21 protein-coding genes are annotated in these 22,730 nt (G+C 63.6%); 7 read left to right on the top strand and 14 right to left on the bottom strand.

Annotation, left to right across the window (positions count from 1 at the left end):
* Positions 1–55 precede the first annotated feature (55 nt).
* The 5 genes from dctA (at position 56) to P0D80_RS02315 (ending at position 5,289) form a co-directional block, all read left to right on the top strand.
* Positions 56–1,414, top strand: coding sequence for a C4-dicarboxylate transporter DctA (dctA, locus tag P0D80_RS02335; RefSeq protein ID WP_408175152.1), 1,359 nt, complete (start codon positions 56–58; stop codon positions 1,412–1,414).
* Between the two features lie 167 nt (positions 1,415–1,581).
* Positions 1,582–2,622: a porin gene (locus tag P0D80_RS02330; protein ID WP_408175153.1), complete on the top strand. Its 1,041-nt coding sequence runs from the start codon at positions 1,582–1,584 to the stop codon at positions 2,620–2,622.
* A 64-nt stretch (positions 2,623–2,686) separates the two neighbouring features.
* Positions 2,687–3,712, top strand: coding sequence for an amidohydrolase family protein (locus tag P0D80_RS02325; RefSeq protein WP_408280792.1), 1,026 nt, complete (start codon positions 2,687–2,689; stop codon positions 3,710–3,712).
* A gap of 2 nt (positions 3,713–3,714) precedes the next feature.
* Positions 3,715–4,398: a 4-carboxy-4-hydroxy-2-oxoadipate aldolase/oxaloacetate decarboxylase gene (ligK, locus tag P0D80_RS02320; protein WP_408175157.1), complete on the top strand. Its 684-nt coding sequence runs from the start codon at positions 3,715–3,717 to the stop codon at positions 4,396–4,398.
* A gap of 267 nt (positions 4,399–4,665) precedes the next feature.
* Positions 4,666–5,289: a LysE family translocator gene (locus tag P0D80_RS02315; RefSeq protein WP_132378153.1), complete on the top strand. Its 624-nt coding sequence runs from the start codon at positions 4,666–4,668 to the stop codon at positions 5,287–5,289.
* A 9-nt stretch (positions 5,290–5,298) separates the two neighbouring features.
* On the opposite strand, the gene P0D80_RS02310 is transcribed toward P0D80_RS02315, so the two are convergent.
* Positions 5,299–6,714, bottom strand: a complete 1,416-nt coding sequence (locus tag P0D80_RS02310) for an aminotransferase-like domain-containing protein (RefSeq protein ID WP_408280787.1) — start codon at positions 6,712–6,714, stop codon at positions 5,299–5,301.
* 235 nt (positions 6,715–6,949) lie between these two features.
* Here P0D80_RS02310 and aptA point away from each other — a divergent pair, with 235 nt between their 5' ends.
* The gene (aptA, locus tag P0D80_RS02305; RefSeq protein WP_408175160.1) at positions 6,950–8,278 is read left to right on the top strand and encodes an omega-aminotransferase AptA; all 1,329 of its coding nucleotides are present in this window, start codon (positions 6,950–6,952) and stop codon (positions 8,276–8,278) included.
* A gap of 210 nt (positions 8,279–8,488) precedes the next feature.
* Here aptA and P0D80_RS02300 read toward each other — a convergent pair whose 3' ends face one another.
* The 5 genes from P0D80_RS02300 to P0D80_RS02280 all read right to left on the bottom strand — a co-directional run bounded on the left by P0D80_RS02300 (position 8,489) and on the right by P0D80_RS02280 (position 11,273).
* The gene (locus P0D80_RS02300; RefSeq protein ID WP_408280784.1) at positions 8,489–9,007 is read right to left on the bottom strand and encodes a DUF6496 domain-containing protein; all 519 of its coding nucleotides are present in this window, start codon (positions 9,005–9,007) and stop codon (positions 8,489–8,491) included.
* Between the two features lie 245 nt (positions 9,008–9,252).
* Entirely contained in the window at positions 9,253–9,969 is a 717-nt protein-coding gene (locus P0D80_RS02295; protein WP_408280781.1) for an O-methyltransferase, read from the bottom strand.
* A gap of 102 nt (positions 9,970–10,071) precedes the next feature.
* Positions 10,072–10,368, bottom strand: coding sequence for a 4Fe-4S dicluster domain-containing protein (locus tag P0D80_RS02290; protein WP_132378163.1), 297 nt, complete (start codon positions 10,366–10,368; stop codon positions 10,072–10,074).
* A 2-nt stretch (positions 10,369–10,370) separates the two neighbouring features.
* Positions 10,371–10,679 (bottom strand): hypothetical protein, encoded by a 309-nt coding sequence (locus P0D80_RS02285; RefSeq protein ID WP_132378165.1) that lies wholly within the window; start codon positions 10,677–10,679, stop codon positions 10,371–10,373.
* A 12-nt stretch (positions 10,680–10,691) separates the two neighbouring features.
* Positions 10,692–11,273, bottom strand: coding sequence for an RNA polymerase sigma factor (locus P0D80_RS02280; protein WP_408280778.1), 582 nt, complete (start codon positions 11,271–11,273; stop codon positions 10,692–10,694).
* Positions 11,274–11,424: 151 nt separating this feature from the next.
* Between P0D80_RS02280 and P0D80_RS02275 the strand changes: the two genes are divergently transcribed.
* Positions 11,425–11,676: a hypothetical protein gene (locus P0D80_RS02275; protein ID WP_007178046.1), complete on the top strand. Its 252-nt coding sequence runs from the start codon at positions 11,425–11,427 to the stop codon at positions 11,674–11,676.
* Positions 11,677–11,767: 91 nt separating this feature from the next.
* Here P0D80_RS02275 and P0D80_RS02270 read toward each other — a convergent pair whose 3' ends face one another.
* The 8 genes from P0D80_RS02270 to P0D80_RS02235 form a co-directional block, all read right to left on the bottom strand.
* Positions 11,768–12,976 carry an ABC transporter substrate-binding protein gene (locus P0D80_RS02270; protein WP_408280775.1) on the bottom strand — a complete coding sequence of 403 codons (1,209 nt, stop codon included), beginning with the start codon at positions 12,974–12,976 and terminating at the stop codon, positions 11,768–11,770.
* Positions 12,977–13,046: 70 nt separating this feature from the next.
* Positions 13,047–16,655, bottom strand: a complete 3,609-nt coding sequence (locus P0D80_RS02265; protein ID WP_408280772.1) for a molybdopterin cofactor-binding domain-containing protein — start codon at positions 16,653–16,655, stop codon at positions 13,047–13,049.
* Positions 16,652–17,170 (bottom strand): (2Fe-2S)-binding protein, encoded by a 519-nt coding sequence (locus tag P0D80_RS02260; RefSeq protein ID WP_408175168.1) that lies wholly within the window; start codon positions 17,168–17,170, stop codon positions 16,652–16,654. The genes P0D80_RS02265 and P0D80_RS02260 overlap by 4 nt, the downstream gene beginning before the upstream one ends.
* A gap of 31 nt (positions 17,171–17,201) precedes the next feature.
* Positions 17,202–18,401 (bottom strand): amidohydrolase family protein, encoded by a 1,200-nt coding sequence (locus P0D80_RS02255; RefSeq protein ID WP_408280768.1) that lies wholly within the window; start codon positions 18,399–18,401, stop codon positions 17,202–17,204.
* Between the two features lie 88 nt (positions 18,402–18,489).
* The gene (locus tag P0D80_RS02250) at positions 18,490–19,203 is read right to left on the bottom strand and encodes an ABC transporter ATP-binding protein (RefSeq protein WP_310817780.1); all 714 of its coding nucleotides are present in this window, start codon (positions 19,201–19,203) and stop codon (positions 18,490–18,492) included.
* Positions 19,200–20,009 carry an ABC transporter ATP-binding protein gene (locus P0D80_RS02245; RefSeq protein ID WP_408280765.1) on the bottom strand — a complete coding sequence of 270 codons (810 nt, stop codon included), beginning with the start codon at positions 20,007–20,009 and terminating at the stop codon, positions 19,200–19,202. Before P0D80_RS02245 ends, P0D80_RS02250 begins: the two co-directional genes overlap by 4 nt.
* A complete protein-coding gene (locus tag P0D80_RS02240; protein ID WP_408281448.1) occupies positions 20,006–21,946 on the bottom strand; it encodes an ABC transporter permease in 1,941 nt (646 codons plus the stop codon). The genes P0D80_RS02245 and P0D80_RS02240 overlap by 4 nt, the downstream gene beginning before the upstream one ends.
* A 181-nt stretch (positions 21,947–22,127) precedes the next feature.
* Complete coding sequence (locus P0D80_RS02235; RefSeq protein ID WP_408280762.1) at positions 22,128–22,712, bottom strand: amino acid synthesis family protein; 585 nt, start codon at positions 22,710–22,712, stop codon at positions 22,128–22,130.
* Positions 22,713–22,730: the final 18 nt, after the last annotated feature.

Raw genomic sequence — 22,730 nt, 5'->3', positions numbered from 1 at the left:
CGTTTCACGATTTTTGAGCGAACCCAAGTTCGCCGCAGTTTGTTAAGGAGACACCATGAGCTTGCCCGGCAAGTCCACCGCCGCGAAACCCAGGGAACGTCAGCCGTTCTATCTCGACCTGTCGTTCCAGGTGTTGGCCGGCATGGCGCTAGGTATCGCCACGGGTTACTTCTTTCCGAAGTTCGGCATCGATCTGCAACCCGTGGGCGACGCCTTTATCCGCATCATCCAGATGCTGATCGGTCCGATCATTTTCTGCACCGTATGCAGCGGCATCGCGGGCGTCAACGACTTCAAGAAAGTTGGCCGCGTGGCGATCAAGGCGCTCTTCTACTTTGAAGTGGTGACCTCGCTCGCCCTGGTGCTGGGCCTCGTGGTCATCAATGTGCTCAAGCCTGGTGTCGGCATGAACGTGGACATGCATAGCGTGCACTCCGCCGCCGTCGATACATACGTCGCCAACGCCCATCACGTCGTCACGACGAGCGAATTCCTGCTGAACGTGATTCCGCACACGGCGATCAGCGCGTTCGCCGGCGGCGACGTGCTGCAGGTGCTGTTCTTCTCGGTACTGTTCGCATTCGGCCTCGCCGCAATCGGCGAGCGTGCGCAGCCGGCGTTGAATCTGATCGACTCGGTGTCGGGCTCGCTCTTCTGGATCATCGGCTTGACGATGAAAATCGCGCCGCTCGCCGCGTTCGGCGCGATCGCCTTCACGGTCAGCAAATTCGGCTTCGGCACGCTGATCTCGCTCGGCAAACTCGTGCTCGAGTTCTATCTGACCTGCGCGCTGTTCTTCTTGCTGATTCTCTGGCCGATCGCGAAAGTCAACGGCTTCAGCCTGCTGCGTTTGATGCGCTATATCGGCGCGGAGTTGCTGCTGGTGATCGGTACGAGTTCGTCGGAGACGGTCTTCCCGCAATTGATCGACAAACTCGAACGGCTCGGCTGCGAAAAATCGGTGGTCGGTCTGGTCCTGCCGACGGCGTACTCGTTCAATCACGACGGCACGTGCCTGTATTTCGCCGCAGCGGCCGTGTTTCTCGCCCAAGCTACCAACACGCCAATGAATTGGCACGATCAACTGGTACTGCTCGCCGTCTTGCTGCTCACGTCGAAGGGCGCGGCAGGCGTATCCGGTGCGGCGATTGCCGTGCTGGCAGCGACCCTCGCCGCATCGAACACGATTCCGGTCGAATCGATCGCCCTGATTCTCGGCATTCACAAGGCCATGTCCAGCGGATTCGTGTTCACCAACATCGTCGGCAATAGCGTGGCGACCATCGTGGTGGCGAACTGGGAGAAGGCACTCGACCGCGGCGCGCTGCGCCGTGAACTGAAAACCGGCTTCAAGCCGGTTCCGCCTTCGCCGGGGCGCCTCAATCAGACGAGCAGCGGTCGGGCAGGCAACTAGCCACGAATGTCCGCAAGGCCGGTGGCACCGATGAGTGAGCTCCGCCGGCCCGATGAAATTGAAAATCGGATCTGAAAGCATAGCTTTTATTTAGTCATACGAATCGTATGGCGCGGCCCTGCCATTGCCAGCGGTTCCACACAACGACATTAGATCGGAGACGTACTATGAAAACAAAGGTTTGGAGAACCATTGGGGTTGGACTGTCGGCAGCGGCCGGCACGCTGGGCGCAATGTCCGCACACGCGCAATCGAGCGTCCAGCTATACGGCACGGTAGACGGTGGCGTGCGTTACCAGACGAACGCGGCAAAAGGCGGCGGCACGGTGGTGACCATGAATTCGAACGGCTACTACAGTTCGAACAAACTCGGCTTCCTGGGAAAGGAAGACCTGGGTGACGGCTGGAACGCGCACTTCCAGTTGGAGAACGGCTTCAATCTCGGCAACGGGCAGTTCGACAATACCACCGGCGTCGAGTTCAACCGGCAGGCATTCGTCGGCATTGGCAATTCGAAGTACGGGTCGATCGACCTCGGCCGCCAATACACGATTTCGCACGACATCATCAGTATCTACGATCCGTTCGGTTTTCACTTCACGCCGATCCTGCCGTTGACCACGGCCTCGGACGGCACGCGCAACAACAACGCCGTCAAGTACAAGAATGTTTTCGGGCCATTGCTGTTCGAAGTGGACAACTCGTTCGGCGGTGTGCCGGGAAATTTCAGCAGTGGAGCGACGCGTTCAGTCGGCATGAGCTATAGCGCCGGTCCGGCGAGCCTCGGCGGCGTGTACGGGCATCGCAACATACTGACTGGGACGACCTACATCGGCGACAGCTATTACATGGCCGGTGCCGCCTACAAAATCGGCCCGGTGCGGGTGTCGGGCGGCTTCATGTCCGAAGACCTGCAGAATCCGGCCGCACCGCACCAGGTGACCAACAACGCCTTCGGCGGCATTTCATGGACCATCAGGCCGGACATGATTTTCGACGGCGGCTACTACCAGACCACCGTGTCGAACGACAAGGCCAGCCGCCGCGGCCTGTCGATCGTTTCGCTCGCCTATCTGCTGTCCAAGCGCACCACGCTCTACGGCGAAGTCGATTACACCTCGTACAAGCACGCGGTGGTCAGCACGCTGAACCCAGCCGGCGCGTCGAGTCAGACGGCCGTCACCGTCGGCATCGACGTGCTGTTCTAGTACGTCGAACTCACATCCCGATGCGCGTGATCGATGCACGCGCCGAATTTCCCAGGAGCCAACCATGATCATCGACATCCACGGGCACTACACGACCGCGCCCAAAGCGCTGGAGACCTGGCGCAACCGCCAGATCGCGGCAATCGGCCAGCCGGCGAGCCGCCCCAAGCCGTCCGAACTGAACATCAGCGACGACGAACTGCGCGACTCGATCGAGACCAACCAGTTGCGACTGATGCGCGAACGCGGGCTCGATCTCACCGTGTTCAGTCCACGTGCGAGCTTCATGGCGCATCACATCGGCGACTTCGAGGTGTCGAGCACCTGGGCGGCGATTTGCAACGAGTTGTGCTACCGCGTGAGCCAGTTGTTTCCGCAGCATTTCATTCCCGCGGCGATGCTGCCGCAGAGTCCGGGCGTCGATACGGCGAGCTGCATTCCCGAACTGGTGAAATGCGTCGAAGAGTACGGCAACGTCGCGATCAATCTGAATCCCGATCCGTCCGGCGGCCACTGGACGAGCCCGCCGCTCTCCGACCGCTACTGGTATCCCATCTACGAAAAGATGGTCGAGTACGACATTCCGGCAATGATTCACGTGAGCACGAGCTGCAACGCGTGTGTCCATACGACCGGCGCGCACTACCTGAACGCGGATACGACTGCCTTCATGCAGTGCCTGACGTCGGACCTGTTCCATGATTTCCCCACGCTGCGTTTCGTGATTCCGCATGGCGGCGGCGCGGTGCCGTATCACTGGGGCCGTTTCCGCGGTCTCGCGCAGGAGATGAAAAAGCCGCCACTGGAAGAGCACCTGCTCCACAACATCTTCTTCGACACCTGCGTGTATCACCAGCCCGGCATCAATCTGCTGACCGAAGTGATTCCCGTCGACAACATTCTGTTCGCGAGCGAGATGATCGGCGCGGTGCGCGGTATCGATCCGTACACGCAGCACTATTTCGACGATACGAAACGCTACATCGAGGCCGCCGACATGCACCCCGAACAGCGCTTCAAGATTTACGAAGGTAATGCACGCCGCGTCTATCCGCGTCTGGATGCCGCCCTCGCCGCGCAAGGACGTTGATCATGTACGAACTCGGAGTCGTTTATCGCAACATCACGCGCGCGGACAGCGGCGTCGCGGACGCACTCGGCGTCCTCGGCAGCGCTACCGTGCATGAAGCAATGGGCCGCACCGGTCTGCTCAAGCCGTATATGCGCCCGATCTATGCCGGTGCGAATGCATCGGGCACCGCCGTCACCGTGCTATTGCATCCCGGCGACAACTGGATGCTGCACGTGGCCGCCGAACAGATTCAACCCGGCGACCTGGTGGTTGCCGCCATCACCGCCGATTGCACGGATGGCTATTTCGGCGATCTGCTCGCCACCAGTTTCAAGGCGCGCGGCGCGCGCGGACTGGTCATCGATGCGGGCGTACGCGACGTCAGCGTGCTCGCCGAAATGAACTTCCCCGTGTGGAGCAAGGCGATCTCGTCGAAAGGCACGATCAAGGCGACCTTAGGCTCGGTCAACGTGCCGGTGGTATGCGCGGGCGCGCTCGTCACGCCGGGCGACGTCATCGTCGCGGATCAGGATGGCGTGGTCGTCGTACCGCAAGCAATGGCGGCGCGAACGCTCGAGAACGCGAGCGCACGCGAGGCGAACGAAGCGCAGAAGCGCGCGAAACTCGCCTCGGGCGTGTTGGGGCTCGACATGTACCAGATGCGTGAGCCGCTCGCGAAGCTGGGGCTGCGTTATATCGACTGACAGGCGTCGGTGTTGGACGCAGCGTGGGTGGCGCAGCGCACGCTGCGCCGCCGGTCTTTTGGAACGATTGGCCAGTTCTCCGGCGACACCTTCCGCTGCGATATCAATCTCAGTACTACGGTCGTCTTATATCGATCCGCGGACCGCCGCACGCAGGCAATCCACCGCCACCCGTACCGGACACCATCTCACAAACCGTACCGGTACTGTACCGGCAACGCTCGCTAGAATGCTCCAATGTTCTTCCGCCCGACACCGGAGCTTGCCATGTCATTTCTCAGTCTCAGCGCGCTGCCCGCCGGCATCCTGTTCGCGCTCGTCACCACCATCACGCCCGGTCCGAACAACACGATGCTGCTGGCCTCGGGCGTCAATTTCGGGTTCCGCCGCACGTTGCCGCATCTGTCCGGCATTAGCGCCGGCGTCGTGCTATTGATGCTGTCGGTCGGGATCGGTCTGGGCGAAGCCTTCGTGCATTTCCCCGTGCTCTACACGGTGCTCGAGGTCGCGAGCGTCGCGTATCTGCTGTATCTCGCGTGGAAGATCGGCACTTCGGGCGAGTTGAAGGTAAAAAAAGGCGAGCGCCGGCCCATGAAGTTCTACGAAGCGATCGCCTTCCAGTGGGTCAATCCGAAGGCATGGATGATGGTGCTGACCGCCGCCACGACGATCCACCTCAGCGAGAGCTACAGCATGAACGCCATTGCGATGGCGGTGATCTTCTACGTGATCGGCTTTCCGTGCATCTGCCTGTGGGCGGGTTTCGGCACCGCCATGCGGCAGGTGTTGTCGGACCCGAAGCGGTTGCGCGTTTTCAATGTGGCGATGGCGCTGCTGCTGGTGCTGTCGCTGTATCCGATCGCCCTGAAGCTGATCGGACAGTCGGCCTGAACCCGGCCGCTATAACGCGCCCTGCCCGACTCGCTCGATAAACCGCCACAACGCATCGTCCGTCGAATACGGTGCGTTGAAGCGGAACCAGGCGCTCGGGGCATCGTCGGGACGGAAGTAGGAGCCCGGCGCGAGCCAGATACCGTGAGTGAGGGCGGCCGTCGCCACTTCGCCGGCCCGCTCTGCTTCGATCGGCAAGCGCGCCCACAGGAACAACCCGGCGCGCGGCCGGTGAAACAGCTCGAGGCCGAGCGAATCGAGCCGCTCTTCGACGGTCGCGTGCGCGAGCTTGAGACGTTCGTTGACGGCTTCCACGTGACGCGCATAGCGCCCCTCCAGCAGCACCTTGTCGACGATCCGCTCGATCGCCTCCGACGACGTCAACCCCACCGCCATCTTCGTGCGCGCCAATTCGCGCAGCACCGCGCGCTCGGCGACCACGTAGCCGCAACGCAGCCCCGGCGTCACCGTCTTCGAAAAACCGCCGACGTACAGCACGCGCTGCAAGCCTTCCATCGCCGCGAAGAGCGGCGCGCCGGACGGCGCGAGTTCGCGGCTCACATCGTCTTCGATCACCCACATGCGCTGACGCTCGGCGATCTGCAGCAAGCGGAACGCCGCCGACATGCCGAAGGTCGCGCCGGTCGGATTCTGCAGCGTCGTGTTGACGAAGATCGCCTTCGGCTTGTGCTCGGCGACCAGCGCTTCGAGCACGTCCGTATCGACGCCCGCGGGCGTGCGCGGCACGCCATGCACCACCAGTCCGGCCAGCTTGAGAATCTGCAGCAGATTGCAATACCCGGGATCTTCGACGATCACGGCGTCGCCCGCGCGCAGCAGCGTGCGCACGATCAGATCCAGCCCTTGCGTCGCGCCTTGCGTGAGCAGGATGTTGGAGACATCCACCGGCAGGCCGCGCCGGTCGAGTTGCTCGGCGATTCGCTCGCGCAGCGGCGCGAATCCATACGGATGCCCGTAGTCGCCGAGGCGCGCCGCCGGCACCCGGCTCATGGCGCGCAGCGCATGTTGCAAACCCGTCTCGTTGATCCACTCGTTCGGCAGCCAGCCGCCGCCCGCCTTGATCGGCACCGAATGATCGGCGAACACGTCGGACAGGAGCCAGGTCGCGGTGAGGCTCGGCGGCTGCCAGTCGGTGGCGGCGACCCGCGCGGACTGCGAGCGCGCCGCCACGCGATAGCCGGAACCGCGCCGCGCGACCACGAGGCCCATCGACACCAGCCGGTTGTACGCCTCCGTGACCGTGAAGGTGCTCAGGTCGTGGCTTTGCGCCAGTTGCCGCACCGACGGCAACAGCGCGCCCGCGCGCAGCGATTGCCCTTCGATGGCGCGCGCAAAGCCTTGCACCACCTGCTCGACGAGCGTGGGAGCGGCGCGCCGGTCGCGCTCGAGTTGTAGTTCGATCATGATCAGGACGAAAAAGCGGGCCGCGCAAGGCGGCTGAGCATATGAGTACGTTCGAAATGTGGCGCCGGCGAGCTTGTCGGCCTGCCACGGCAAGCATCGACACAGTTGCTGCGAATCCACCAACACAGTTAGCGCCACACTGCGTCAACTGTTTATGCCGCCATTAAACCGCGAACGCTACAGTTTCGCCATGCCCCAATGGAAACCCTTGGGCGACCACTTCGAGGAGATACCCATGACTTCGCGCCCCGTCATCGACGATCTGTCGTCTTTCTGGATGCCCTTTACCGCCAACCGCCAGTTCAAGGCCGCGCCGCGCCTGCTGGAATCGGCCAAGGGCATGTACTACCGCAGCACGGACGGGCGTGAAGTGCTCGACGGTTGCGCGGGTCTCTGGTGCGTGAACGCCGGTCACGGCCGCGAAGAAATCGTCGCGGCGATCACCCAGCAACTCTCGAAGCTCGACTTCGCGCCGACCTTCCAGATGGGCCACCCGCTCGCGTTCGAAGCGGCCACCAAGGTCGCCGAACTGATGCCGGAAGGCCTCGACCGCATCTTCTTCACGAACTCGGGTTCGGAATCGGTCGACACCGCGCTGAAAATCGCGCTCGCGTACCACCGTTCGCGCGGCGAAGGCCAACGCACACGCCTGATCGGGCGCGAGCGCGGCTATCACGGCGTGGGCTTCGGCGGCATCTCGGTCGGCGGCATCGCGCCGAACCGCAAGACCTTCTCGGGCGCGCTGCTGCCGGCGGTCGATCATCTGCCGCACACGCATAACCTCGAACACAACGCGTTCTCGAAAGGCCAGCCGGCCTGGGGCGCGCACCTCGCCGAGGAACTGGAACGCATCGTCACGCTGCACGATGCGTCGACCATCGCCGCGGTGATCGTCGAACCGGTGGCCGGCTCGACGGGCGTGCTGATTCCGCCGCAAGGCTATCTGCAAAAGCTGCGCGAGATCTGCACGAAGCACGGCATCCTGCTGATTTTCGACGAAGTGATCACCGCTTTCGGCCGCGTCGGCAAGGCCACGGCGAGCGAATACTTCGGCGTGACGCCGGACCTGATCACGATGGCGAAGGCGATCAACAATGCCGCGATTCCGATGGGCGCGGTGGCCGCGAGCCGCACGATCCACGACACGATCGTGAACAGCGGCGCGCAAGGCGCGATCGAGCTGTTCCACGGCTACACGTATTCGGCCCACCCGGTCGCGACGGCAGCCGCAGTCGCCACGCTCGATCTGTATAAGCGCGAAGGTCTGTTCGAACGGGCCGCGACGCTTGCGCCGACGTTCGAAGCGGCGGCTCACTCGCTGCGTGGCGCGAAGCACGTGAAGGACGTGCGCAACCTCGGCATGATCGCCGGCGTGGAACTCGAATCGCGCGACGGCGCGCCGGGCGCGCGGGCTTACGAAGCGTTCGTCAAGTGCTTCGAAGCGGGCGTGCTGGTGCGCTTCACGGGCGATATTCTCGCGTTCTCGCCGCCGCTCATCATCAACGAAGAGCAGATCGCGCACATCTTCAAGACCGTGGGCGACGTGCTGGCTACGGTGCAGTAATCAGCTCGCGACAGGCAGCAGAAAGCAGGCGGCGCGTTATTTGCGCCGCCTTTTTTTCGAATGCGCTATGTGCGTCACACGCTCAAGCAACGCACGCCGAGGATGGCGGCATCGCGCAACGCGGCGCGACCGCCGCCGGGCGCGGTGAGCGGCGAGCCGCCGGCCCGGCTCAGCTCAGCTGACCGTCGCGCCGCGCGACTGCCGCGAAGCTCAACGGTGCGTACGCGAAGCCCGCGTATGAGCGGCTTTCTTCGCAGCCGCCGAACGGCCAGCAGCACCCTTAGTCGCAGCAGCCTTCTTCGCCGCTGCGGAACGGCTGGCGGCGGGGCGTTTGGCTGCCGCCGTCTTCGTCTGCTTCGACAGCGCTGCCGGCGATGCGCCCGCGCTGCCCTCGCGCTTCAACGCATTAGTGGCGGCGCGCGAGCGCTTCGCAGTCGACTCGGTGCTCTTCTTCGTGGTGCTCTTGTGCTGGCCAGCGGCGTTATCCGTAGCGGCCTTCTTGCGGGTGGCCTCGCTTGCCGTGCCCTTCTTCGGCGACTTTACGGCGACGCCCGCGCGGCGCGCTTCCGAGAGGCCGATCGCAATCGCCTGCTTGGCCGACCTGACGCCGTGCTTGCCGGCACGCACCTTATCGACCTGTTCCTTGACGAATTCACCTGCTTGGGTGCTCGATGCTTTGCCGGCGCGTTTGTCGGTCTTAGCACGCTCGATCGTTTTCTTTTCAGGCATGACAGTTCTCCAGTTGGATGTGGCCTGTGTCATGCAGCAACGCGTGTGCCGCGCGGCGTCTGGCAGGCGAATCGCGCTGAAAAACGCCGTCTGAAGCCAGCCGACTTCGACAATTGCCCGTGGCGTTTCGTCAAGTTCGCCGCCCGCAGTCCCGGTGGGGGGCTGCTCATTCTCCCCTACTCATGTGATGGAAGTGCCTGTCCTGACGGCTCTTCGCCAGTACGGCGGCACCGCTCTTCGTTAGCTTACGAGACGACAACCGTAAATTCGAGCCCCGATTCAAAGTCCAGCGTCGTTGTCGAGAAGCGCGGATTGCCGGCAAGGTAGTGCTTGTATGGCCGGACGGCGTCCTCGGCTGTGTACATGTTGTCGGCGAGAACGATAGATCCGGGACGTAGCAGCCGTTCAATTTGCTTGAATAGATTGAGATAGGTGCTGGCCCATACGTCGATAAAGACCATGTCGAAAGTGCCGTCCAGTTCGGAAATGGTCTGGAATACATCACCCTCCCGCAGGTCGACATACGCTTGCACGCCCGCCGTTCTGACGTGGGCCCGAAGATGTGCGCATTTAACAGCGTCGAGTTCGGTCGCTACAACCATGCCACTGCCTAGCGTGCGAAGGGCCTCGGCGAAATACAGCGTGGACACGCCGCAGGAACTGCCGAGTTCGAGGATTCGGGCCGGTTTGTGCGAGAGCACCATATTGCTCAAAAACCTTCCCGTCTCCGCCGACACGGCTAACGATAGCGGTGTGCCTTGCGAGGATTCGAAGTCTTCGCTAGATAGCCCGAGCGTTTCGAGAAACCGTCCACGCAGACGTGGCGCGAGCATGTCGTATTCCTCTGCAAGATCCTGAAACTCCTGGCTCGATCCTTGGAACTGCGCCCGTGCGCGGGCTATGACTTCTGTCTGGCTCTGTTCATGAAGCCGTTGCAGAAGACCTGTGGTTGATGAAGCCATGTGCGCTCCTTGACGAGACCGAAAATGCTGTTGACGTATCAAACGACAGACCACTGCCTCAGGCAGGCACGGTCGTTCCGCCATCAGCTAAAACGTGTGGCGCTATGCCGTCCTGGCCAGCTTGATCGCGCGTTCCGGGCACGCCGTCACGCACAGACCGCATGACCGGCAGGCGTGCGCGTTGGGCGTGTAGGCGACTTTCATTCCATGCACGCGCAGCTTGAGGCGATGCATCAAATCGAGGCTGCGATAGTCGACCTCATCGATGCGCCGGATCTCAAACACCTTCTCTGGGCAGACCTCGAGGCAATCGCCTTTTCCCTCGCAACGTGTCAGGTCGACCACGGGCGCAATCACGCCCGGCTTCTGTTTGCACTCGGCCGGTGATGTCTCGCGCATGTTCAATCTCCCGTGCGCCGAGCGCGACCCGATCGCCACGCCGTCTGGAAATGCTCGCGTTCTTCGGGCGTCATCGCTTCCCATTTGCGCCAGCGACGCCGTTCGCGCCAGCCGCCGTGTCCGCGGAATCCGCCAAACAGGATGCGGCTCAAAACCAGCAAGCCCAACGCATGCGCGAAGTCGATCGCACGGGCGCCGACGAATAGCGCCGGAATCACCCAATTCCATAGAGTCATGACCACCCAGCCGAGCACGCCGATAGCGACCACCACAAGCAGTGCCTTACCCGCACATCTGATTCGAAAATTCATCCTTCGACTCCTCTAGATACCCAGTTCGTCATAAATGGCCTGCAGCCGGGCGCGCAGATGCAAGACCGCGTAGCGTTTGCGCGCGAGCAACGTATTGAGCGTGACACCGCTTTCCGCCACCATGTCCTTGAAGGACCGGCCCTCCAGTTCGTGTGCGATAAATACCTCACGTTGATTCGCCGGCAGCTCATCGAGCGCATCCTGCAAGGCCTTGAGCAATAGAGCGCGCGCGTAGAGGGCTTCGGGACCCGCATCGTGCGCCGGCAGGTCGAGGTCGAGGCGATACTCACTGTCGGCGTCGTCGCCAGCCGCGGACAGATCTGCCAGCGGCTGCTCTTTCTTCTTGCGGAAACGATCGACGATGCGATTGCGCGCGGCACGGAACAGCCACGCGCTCGCTTGTTCGATCGGAGCGGGAAGCCGGTAAGCCTGCACGAATTCGTGGAACACATCCTGCAGGATGTCCTCGGCATCGTCCGGGTCGCGTATTCGACGCCGGATAAAATTGACGAGCCTCGTGCGCTCACGCACCACGGTCGCGGTGATGTCGGTGTCTCGTTCGGTCATCGTGTGCGAAGTGAGTGGCGGTTCCATGCGCCTGAAGACGTTTCAGGCGCGTGAATATTGTGGCGCGCGCGAAAAATCTTTCCTCGAGCAACTGTGCAACAGGACTCGCGCCGCACATCTGGACGGCGTATGGTATTGGTAAGGGTTGGCGTGTGGTCCGGCCCGACGGGAGACGTCCATGAAGATACCTACCGTACGTGCCGGCGCGCATATCGAAGGCGTGCACTGGATCGCCGAGTACGCCGAAGACGTTCATGAGATTCGCGTCTTTCGCGAAGGCCAGGAAGTGGATGTGCACAACGCACCGTCCACTCTGTTCGGCGACGAGGAGAATGCGGGCTCCAAAAGCACCGCGGATCATCGCGCGGTCGAAGCCGCCGTGCTGGCTTATCTGAAACGATTCGTGATCGAGCACGACGCGGAGGAGTAATTCTCCGCCTATCGCCGTGCGTTGCCGTGCAGCGGCGGCGTATGTTGCTCTCCACATGCCTGCGGCGGCGCGCGCCGCAGGCGTCAAGACCTTACTCGGCAGGCCGCAGCTTCTTGACCTCGGCATCCGACGGCTGAACACTCGCGCCATCGATATACCGGTACGACGTCATCACGCCCTTGCCGTCCTTCAAACCCGTCACGCCGACATATGCGCCCATGGTCGACTGATTGTCCTGCGCGCGATAGCTGATCGGCCCAAACGGTGTATCCACACCAAGGCCCTTGAACGCGGCGGCGAGCTTGTCCGGATCGACCGACCCGGCCTTCTTGATGCCGGCGGCAATCGACATCAACGCCGAATAGCCCACCACCGAGCCGAGCCGCGGATAGTCGTGATACTTGGCCTGATACGCATCGACGAACTTCTTGTTGGCCGCCGTATCGATCGAATACCACGGATAGCCCGTCACGATCCAGCCGGTCGGCGCTTCAGCGCCCAGCGGGTCGAGATAATCCGGCTCGCCCGTCAGCAACGACACCACGCTGCGATCCTTGAAGAGCCCGCGCGTATTACCCTCACGCACGAACTTGCCGAGGTCCGCGCCGAACAGCACGTTGAAGATCGCATCCGGCTTGGCGTCGGCGATTGCCTGCGTCACGGCGCCTGCATCGACGTTGCCGAGCGGTGTGGCCTGCTCGGCGACGAACTGCACGTCGGGCTGCGCCGCCGTCAGCAGCTTCTTGAAGGTCGCCACGGCCGATTGTCCGTACTCGTAGTTCGGATACACCAGCGCCCAGCGCTTCTTATGCAGCTTGGCCGCTTCCGGCACCAGCATCGCCACCTGCATATACGTGGAAGGCCGCAGACGGTACGTGTATTTGTTGCCATCGGCCCACACGATCTTGTCGGTCAGCGGTTCAGCGGCGAGGAAGAAAATCTTCTTCTGCTTCGCGAAGTCGGTCAGCGCAAGACCGGTGTTCGAGAGGAAGCCGCCGAACAGCAACTGCACCTGTTCGCGCGCAATCAGTTCCTGCGCGACGCGGATCGTGTCGCCAGGATTGCCGTTGTCGTCGCGCGACACCACTTCGAGCTGTTTGCCGAGCACGCCGCCGGCGGCGTTCACCTGCTCGAGCGCGAGATTCCAGCCGTTCTTGTAAGGCCCGAGAAAGGCGGGCTGCGCCTTGTAGCTGTTGATCTCGCCAATCTTGATGGTCTGCTGTGCGCTCGCGCTCAAGGCGGCGAGCGAGAACAGCGTCGGCACCATGAGGCGAGAGATCCATCCTGCGCGCGTGGTCATGCGTTTCTCCGTTATCAAAAGGATTGCGGGAATGCGGTCATTGTTATCGAGCGTTCGAGCGGCTCGCGATTCAGTCGGCTCGCGGCGTTGCGCGAATCCGCGCGACGCTCGCCGTGACGTCCTGCCATGCCGGCTTGCCACCGGCGAATTGCTGACGCAGGTACGACACGAGTTCGGCGACCTGAGCGTCGTTGAAACTGTCGCGGTAAGCCGGCATCGTACCGAGTTCGGGCCGCGCAGGCGAGCCGATGCCGTCGAGAATCACTCGAATCAGGTTATCGGGCGTCGCGCTGTGCAGATTCGTGTTAAGCGCCAGCGAAGGATGTGCGCCGAACAATTGCGGCCCGCTGCCCGTGTGATGACAAGCAGCGCACGCGCCGTCGAAAAGCCGCGCGCCGAGCCCGGCAGGCGCGCCCGAGATCGCGCTGGCCTGTTCGTACTGGCGCGCCACCGCTGCCGGATCGGCGTTCGGCTCCAACGGATTGAGCGACGCGAGATACGTGGCCATCGCCCGAATATCGCTGTCGGGCAGCGCCGCCAGATCGCCGACTACCGGCGCCATCGGCCCCGCCGCGACGCCGTGCAGCGGCGCGTGGCCGTTGCGCAGATAGCTGAAGAGCTCGTCCTCGCTCCAGGGCACGGGCGCGTTCGAGAGTGTCGACAACGCGGGCGCTTCCCAGCCGTCCGCCGTGCCGCCGCCCATGAACGCCGCGCCGGTTTTCTCGGCGCCGAAGGCGTTGCGCGGCGTGTGGCACGCGCTGCAGTGGCCGAGTCCGTTCACCAGGTACGCGCCGCGATTCCATTGCGCGCTTTGCGTCGCGCTGGCAGTGAAGGTTGTGCGTCCGAGAAACAAAGCGTTCCAGGCAAACATCAACGGACGCACGCTGAACGGATAGGCCAGCTTCGTTTCCGGCGGACGCGCGCGCACCGGCGTTTGCGCCATCAGGTAGGCGTAGAGCGCCTTCAGATCGTCGTCGGAGGTGTTCTGAAACGATGTGTACGGAAAGGCCGGATAGAGACGATGGCCATCGCGGCTGATGCCTTGCCGCATCGCCCGCACGAAGGCTTCGAGCGACCAGCTGCCGATGCCGGTCTGGCCGTCCGGCGTGATGTTGGTGCTGTACACGGTGCCGAAAGGCGTGTCGAGCGGTTTGCCGCCGGCGTTCGGCACGCCATTGTGCGCGGTATGGCAAACCGCGCAATTGCCGAGCGACGCCAGCAATTTGCCGCGCGCCACGAGATCCGGCGCAAACGCGCTCGCGAGCGGCGGCGTGATCGGTGCGATAGCGTGAGGCGCGAGCGACAACGCGCCGAGCCAACCCGCCGCGCCCGCTGCCAAAACGCCGAGAAAACCAATCCGCCAGCGCTTTTTCTTGCGAGCCGCCGCCTCTTCGGCTTGAGCATCGGCAAGCGCGGCGCGGATCGTTTCCGGCGTGAACGGCGGCCGCCGAAACCGCACGCCCGTGGCATCGAAGAGCGCATTGGCAATCGCCGCCGCGCCGGGCAGCGACGCGGATTCGCCCGCGCCCATCGGCGGCTCGCCGTGGCGCGGCATCATCACCACGTCGATCACCGGCACTTCACGGAAGGTCAGGATCGGATACGCGCCCCACTCCTGGCTCGTCACCGCGTTCTCGCCGAACGTCACGCGCTCTTTCAGCGCACGGCTGGTCGTCTGGATCACGTTGCCGTGAATCTGATGACGCACGCCGTCGGGATTCACCATCGTGCCCGTATCCTGGCCGACCACCACGCGCGTCACCGCGAGTTCGCCGCTCCTGCGGTTGACTTCGACATCGGCCACCCACGCGGACCATGCCGCGCCGAAGCCGGGGAATTTGCTATGCACGTAGCGGGCATATGCGATGCCGCGCCCGCGTGCGATGTCGCCTTCATCATCTTTACGCTCGGCGTTGCGCGGTTCCCAACCGGCCTTTTCCGCCACCGCTTTCACGAGTTCGATCGCGCGTGGATCGGTCAAATGCTTCAGCCGAAACTCGACCGGATCGACGCCCGCTTCCGCCGCGAGTTCGTCGATGAAGGACTCGTGCGCGAACGTGTTCGGCAACGCGGACACCCCGCGCAGCCACGACGCCCGTACGATCGGCGGCGTGTCGTCGCAGACGATGCGCATGGTGCGGTAGTCGTACGGCGGCACGGCCGTGCGGTCGCCCATTTCGAACACTTGTGGCTGCGCGGAGATCGTGCCGGTCAGGAGCAGCGCCAGCGTCGGCGCGTCGTTCGACGGATAGCGCGTCGCAAAGTCGTACGCGGCCAGTTCGCCCTCGGCATTCAACGCGCCGCGCACGTCCATCAATTGCGCGGCGCCTTTCGGCTCCCACGCGTGCTCGTCCTCGCGCGAGAGTTGCACACGCACCGGACTGCCGGCGGCGCGCGAGAGCAGCGCGGCGTCGGCGGCGACATCGTCCGCGCAATTGCGGCCGTAGCAACCCGCCGCTTCCATCCGCACGATGTCGATGTGCGCTTCGTCCATGCCCATCAGCAGCGCGAGATCGGCGCGCAGCGAATGCGGATTCTGCGTGCCCGACCAGACCTTCAATGCGCCCTCGCGATAATCGGCCACCGCGCACGACGGTCCAATCGACGCATGCATCTGAAACGGCCATACGTAGGTGCGTTCCAATGTGCGAGCGGGATCTTGCGCCAGTGCTGCATCCACATCGCCGTCGATCACCAGATCGCGCCGCTTCGCAGGATTCGCGCGCAGAGCAGCTTCCACTTCTTCGCTGGTTTCGAGCGACGGCAAACCGTCGACCGTTTTCCATTGCACGCGAAGCCGCTTCACGGCCTGCTGCGCGACTTCCTCACGTTCCGCCACGAGGCCGACGAAATCGCGAATCACCACCACCTTGACGATGCCGGGCAAATCGCTGACGGAGTCTTCATCCACCCGCAGCAGACTGTTGCCCATGAAGTCGCCCTGCGCAACGCCGGCGTACGGCGGCCGCACCACGCGGCCATGCAACATGCCCGGCACGCGCACGTCGTGTACGAAACTCAATTCGCCGGTGGCCTTCGCGGGAATATCGACGCGCGGCGCGCTCTTGCCGACGATCTTGTACGCGTCGGGCGATTTCAAAGGCGCGTCCGTGGCGAGCTGCAATTCGACACGTTTTCCGCTGATCAGCTCGCCGTAGCCAATGCCTTTCGTCGCCGTGCTGCTGTCGCTTTGATAGACGACACCATCACGCACGTCGAGTTGCTCGATGCTCACATTGAATCGCGCCGCCGCTTCCTTTAGCAGAAACTGCCGCGCCTGCGCCGCAGCGTGCCTTAATGGCACCGCCGATATCTGAATCGTCGCGCTAGCGATCGTCGGCCCCTGATTCGGCGCTTCACGCGTATGGCCGAGGACGATCGACACGCGCGTCAACGGCACATCCAGTTCTTCCGCGACGATCTGCGCGAGCGCCGTGCCGATGCCGGTGCCGAGGTCGACGTGACCATTGAACGCGACCACGCTGCCGTCGTCGCGCACCACGAGGAACATGTCCGCTTCGGTCGGCACAAACGATGAACGCGAGCCCGGCTGACCGATTGCCGGCTTCACCGGCGCTTGCGGCGGCCGCGTGACGATCAGCACGCTCTGCGCGTCGTAGAGTTGCTGACGCGACGGCGGCGCGTTGCGTCGATCGACGCTGAAATCCGGTCCGGTCATGCGCGCACTCCATCGTGCACGGCTGATTGCGCCGCCGCTTGAGCGGCGAGCAATTCAGCGGCGCGCTGCACCGCCCGCACGATCTCGACATGCGTGCCGCAGCGGCACAGATTGCGCGACAGCTCGCGCCGGATCGTCTCGACGCTCGGATGCGGATCGCGATCGAGCAGCGCCTTGGCTGTCATGATCATGCCATTCAGGCAATAGCCGCATTGCGCGGCCTGTTCTTCGATGAACGCCTGCTGCACCGGATGCAACGCGGCGCGCGTGCCCAGTCCTTCGAGTGTGGTGATCTCGCGGCCCAACGCGACCTTCGCGGTGGTGACGCACGCGCGCGTCGGCATGCCGTCGAGCAACACCGTGCACGCGCCGCATTCGCCGAGGCCGCAGCCGAACTTCGGACCGTTCAGCGCGAGGTCGTTGCGCAGCAGGTAGAGCAAGGGTGTGTCGGCGGCGGCGCTGACGAGGTGCGTCGCGCCGTTCACGTTCAGCGTAAGAGGCGCCGGGCGGTTCATGTTCGTGCCGGCCTCGCTGTGCGATACGTGTTCACAGCACCACCGGCACTTCCGTGGCCGGTGGCGTATTGCGGCTGCGCCGGCAGCGGATCAAGCCGTCGATCATCACCATGCCCACGCCCGGAATATCGCCGAGCTGCACGCTTTCGAGCAGCGTATCGGCCGCCGTGTGCTGCGCGCGATCCATGAACACGAGGTCGGCGGGACGGCCCACTTCGATCAGCCCCTGGCGCAGATTGCGCTGACGCGCGGTGTTGCCGGTCGCGAAACAGAAAGCGATTTCCGCGGGCACGTCGGCGAGACTCGAAATCAGCGCGATCATCCGCAAGATGCCGAGCGGTTGCACTCCGGATCCCGCAGGACTATCGGTGCCGAGAATGATCCGGTGCGGACACTTCAATTCGATCGCGTGACGCGCGGTCAGCAAGGCGATTCGTTCGTTGCCGTTGTGGACGATTTCCAGCGCGCGGCTCGACTGCTCGCACAGGTCGCAAACATGCCGGTAGGAGAGCGACGTGTGCCCGCCGTTGATGTGGCCGATCACGTCGGCGTCAGCGGCGAGCACCACGTCGCGATCGATCAGGCCCGAGCCGGGAATCGACGGACCGCCCGTGTGAATCGTGCTTTGAATGCCGTATTTGCGCGCCCACGCGACCATCTGCGCCGCTTCCTCGCCGCCCTTCACGCTGCCGAGGCCGACTTCGCCGAGCAGTTTCACGCCCGCCTCCGAGAGTTCCTTGAAGTCCTCTTCGACCATGCCCTTTTCGATCACCGGCGCGCCCGCCATCACCTTGACGCCGCCGCCGACACCCGCGCCGCGCATCCCTTCGAACGAACGTTGCGCGGTAATCGCCAGCGCTTTCACGCCGAGCACGTCTTTCGGGCGGCCGGGCAAATGCACTTCGCCGGCGGAAATCATCGTGGTGACGCCGCCGTTCAGATTCGATTCGATCCAGCCCATCTGATTCTGGCGCGGCGTCCAGTCGCCGAACACGGGATGCACATGCGAGTCGATCAAACCGGGCGCGACCGTCGTGCCTTTGCAATCGACCGTCGTGCGCGCGCCTTCGAGGTCGCAGTCCTTTTCGCGGCCGACCGCGACGATCACGCCGTCGTCGATCACAAGCGTGTTCGCGTCGAGAATCGGCTGATCGATATCGCCCGATAACAGCAGCCCGATGTTCGTTATTGCGACCTTGCCCGACAAGCCTGTCAACGTCTCTGCTGCCATCTGCCTCTCCTTTCGCAACGCGAGTTTGGAACGACTACCCGGCGCCGCGAAGCGCGCCATTCAGTGCGCGCTGCGCTGTCCGGTGGAATCACACGCTCAGATAAGCGCGCCTCACTGTTTCGTTCTGTGCGAGTTCGCCGATCGTGCCGCTAAAGCGGATCTGCCCTTTTTCGAGCACATACGCGCGGTCGCTGACCAGCTCGGCGAAGTGCAGGTTCTGTTCGGACAACAGGATCGACAGCCCTTCGCGCTTCAGTTCGAGAATCATGTTCGCCATCTGTTCGACGATCACCGGCGCCACGCCTTCGGACGGTTCGTCGAGCAGCACCAGATACGGATTGCCCATCAGCGTGCGCGACACGGTGAGCATCTGCTGCTCGCCGCCGCTCATCTGGCCGCCCGGACGTTGCGGCATTTCGCCGAGATTGGGAAAGAGGCGAAACAGTTTTTCCGGCGTCCATTGCGGCGCGCCGTCGCGCGGCGGCTGGCGGCCCGTGTCGAGATTTTCCATCACAGTCAGATCCGCGAACACGCGCCGATCTTCGGGCACGAAACCCATGCCCATGCGTGCGATCTTGTACGGCGGCAACGCCGTAATGTTCTGCCCACGAAAATTCACTTCGCCCTGACGGCGCGGCAGCAAACCCATCACCGCTTTCATGGTGGTGGATTTGCCTGCACCGTTGCGGCCCATCAACGCCACGACTTCGCCTCGCCCCACTTCGAGGCCGACGTCGAACAGAATATGCGCGCGGCCGTAGAACGCGTTGAGGCCGGAGACTTTCAGCATCGGCTCGCTCATTGCAGCGCTCCTTGACCTTGATGTCCGCCCGCCGCCTCGTGCAGCGGCGCGTGCGGCTGGAACGTCTTGCCGGTGCCGAAATAGACTTCCTGTACGCGCGGGTCGTTGCGGATCGTGTCGGCGTCGCCCTCGGCGATCAGCTTGCCGCGCGCGAGCACGATCAGGCGATCGGCGTACGCGAATACGACGTCCATGCTGTGCTCGGTAAACAGCACGCCGATCTTGTGTTCGGTGACAAGACGCTTGGTCAGCGCCATCAATTCATTGCGCTCCTTCGGCGCCATGCCGGCGGTGGGTTCATCCATCAGCAGCAGCTTCGGGCGGTTGGCGAGCGCGATCGCGAGTTCGACGCGCTTCACGTCGCCGTACGCGAGCACGCCGCAAGCGCGGTTTGCATCCGCGGCCATGCCAACCTGGTCGAGCAGCGCGAGGGCTTCATCGGCATAGCGCGAGCCTGCGGATTGCCATAGACCGAAGGTTTTGCGTTCGCGCGAGATCAACGCCATCTGCACGTTCTCGATCACGGTCATGGAATTGAAGGTCGCGGCGATCTGAAACGTGCGGCCCACGCCCAGCCGCCAGATGTCGCGCGGACGCATGCCGACCAGCTCTTGACCGTCGAGACGAATCGATCCGGACGAAGGCGGCAACTGCCCGTTGACCATGTTGAAACAGGTCGATTTGCCCGCGCCGTTCGGTCCGAGCAAGGCCAGCAATTGACCGGCTTCGAGATCGAACGAGACATCGTCGACCGCCTTGAGGCCGCCGAACGATTTGGAGAGACCGGCAACGCGCAGCAAGCTCATAGCCCCTCCTTGATCGCCGTACGTTGGGGAGACGAGACGGCGCTCTGTTCCGCCTGATCGGCGCTGTCGTCGCCGAAACGCTCGCGAATGAAGCCGACGATTCCCTGCGGAAACGCGATCACCAGCAACAAAATCGCGAAGCCAAGCAGTGCCTGCCAATAATCGGTTTGCCGGGCAACTGTGTCTTGCAGCCACGTGAACACGGCCGCGCCCACAATCGGCCCGGTCAGTGTCTGCAAGCCGCCGAGCAGCACCATGACGAGGCCGTCCACGGAACGGCTCACGCTGATCACTTCCGGCGAAATCGTGCCCTTGGAAAACGCATACAGCGATCCCGCGAGCCCGCAGAACAGCGACGCGATCACGAACGCGGCCCATTGCACGCGCTTCACGTCGATGCCGATCGCTTCGGCGCGCAGCACGGAGTCACGCGACGCGCGCATCGCGTAGCCGAGCGGCGAAAATAGCATCTTGCGCAACAACCACACGCCGATCACGGCGCAGACGAGCGTCACGTAATAGAAGGCCACCGGCGAGGACAACCAGTTCGACGGCCACAACCCGAGAATGCCGTTGCTGCCGCCCGTCACGTCGTCCCACTGGAACACGACCGACCAGACGATCTGCGCGAACGCGAGCGTCAGCATCGCGAGATAGACGCCGGAGAGCCGCACGCAGAACCAGCCGAACACCAGCGCGCCGGCCACCGCCAATAGCGGTCCGAGCAGCAAGGCGGCTTCCATCGGCAGATTCAGCACTTTGAGGAACAGCGCGGCGCCGTATGCGCCCAATCCGAAGTACGCGGCGTGGCCGAACGAATGCATGCCGCCCGGTCCCATGATGAAATGCAGGCTCGTTGCAAACAGCACGGCGATCAGGATTTCGACCAGCAGCACGGGCATGTACGGAAACGCGTTGGCCGCCAACGGCGCAAGCACAAGAACGAGCAAGGCGATGGCGGCCAGCCACTTGAGCCGTTTGCCCGCCGGCCGCAAAGGCGTTTCCGGCGCCGCCATGCCGCGCACCGCGGCGCTCGCGCGGCCGAGCAAACCCCAAGGACGCGCCACCAGCACGACCGCCATCACGACAAACTCGGTGACAAGCGTAAACCGGCTCAGCGACAACCCGACGCCGAAGATCGTCACATGCCCGATGCCGATGCACAGCGCCTTGATCTCCGCGATGATCAACGCGGCAATGAACGCACCCGGAATCGAGCCCATCCCGCCGACCACCACCACCACGAACGCGTTGCCGATCGTCTCCAGATCCAGCGACAGATTCGCCGACATGCGCGGCCCTTGCAGCGCGCCGCCTAACCCAGCGAGAAACGCGCCGACGAAAAACACACCGGTAAAGAGCCACGCCTGATTGATGCCGAGCGCGCCGAGCATCTCCCGGTCCTGCGTCGCGGCGCGCACCAGCGTGCCCCAACGCGTGCGTGTCAGCGCATACCAGAGCAGCAGCAACACCACCGGCCCGATCACGATCAACGCGATGTCGTAGGTGGGCAGCGGATGGCCGAGGAAATCGACCGCGCCCGCCAGATGCGGCGCACGCGGTCCGAACAGGTCTTCCGGGCCCCACAGCCACAGCGCGGCATCGCGAAAGATCAGCACCAGCGCAAATGTGGCGAGCAGATGAAACAGCTCGGGCGCCTGGTAGATGCGCCGCAGGACGACCATCTCGACCAGCGCGCCCAGTACCGCGACCACCAGCGCCGCTGCCAGCACCGACAACCAGAAGCCGCCCGCCGTATGTCCGAAACGGCTCGCTATGCTGTACGCGACATAGATGCCGAACATATAGAAGGAGCCGTGCGCAAAGTTGACGATGCGCGTCACGCCGAAGATCAGCGACAAACCGGCGGCGACGAGAAACAGCGTCGACGCATCGGCGAGTCCGTTGACCAGCTGTACCAGCAAATTCGAAAGCATCGCGACCCTTGGCAGCTTGCTGAACGGTGAAGGCGCGGCTTTGGCGCCTTCAACGCGATCGGCAGACATTGCAGCGCGTGCGGCACCATGCGCGCACGCGTCAACGGCAGGACAATACAATACGCCCCGAAGAAAGTCCCTTAGGTCATTCGGAGCGCCGGCGAAATCGCCTCACGCAAACTCAGCGCAAACCGTCTTCGCCCTTGATCTCGCTCACCTGCAAGCCGCCGATGCGCGGCAGCGGCCGCCCCGACGCCGTCACCGCGACGGCCACGACGATTTCGTTCGCACGCGGCGCGTCCGACACGCGCGCTTCGATCGCATCGAAATGGCTGCGCACGAAGGCGGCGTCTTTATGGCCGAGCGGCACGTCGATCGCGGTGCCGAGCGTGCCCATCTTCTTCGCCGACGGGACCAGCGCCGCGCCCTTCTCAACCGCCACCCGCAGCGGCGCGCCGAGCTTGGGATGCAGGATCGCCGCGGCATGTTCCAGTTCGCCCGCCTCGCCGACGATGGCGGCCTTGCCGTAGCTGTGCGCCTCGCCCGGCGCGATGCCCAGCGCTTGAACACACTTGTTGCCGAGCAGTGCGCCCAACTCTTCGCCCGCTTCGATCAGCGCGTCGAGTTTGGCCTCGTAACGGCCGGCATAAGGATTGTCGATCACCGCGATCGCGACCGCGCGGCGCGCCGGCGGCTCGACGGACTGGCCCATTTCAATGCGTGTTTCATCCACTTGCACGACCAGCTTGCGAAGCTTGATTGCCATTTCGCTCTCCGAGTTTCG

The sequence above is a fragment of the Paraburkholderia sp. RL17-373-BIF-A genome (genome assembly GCF_046030175.1).
Taxonomy (GTDB): domain Bacteria; phylum Pseudomonadota; class Gammaproteobacteria; order Burkholderiales; family Burkholderiaceae; genus Paraburkholderia.
This window is presented reverse-complemented; position numbering and strand designations above follow the sequence as displayed.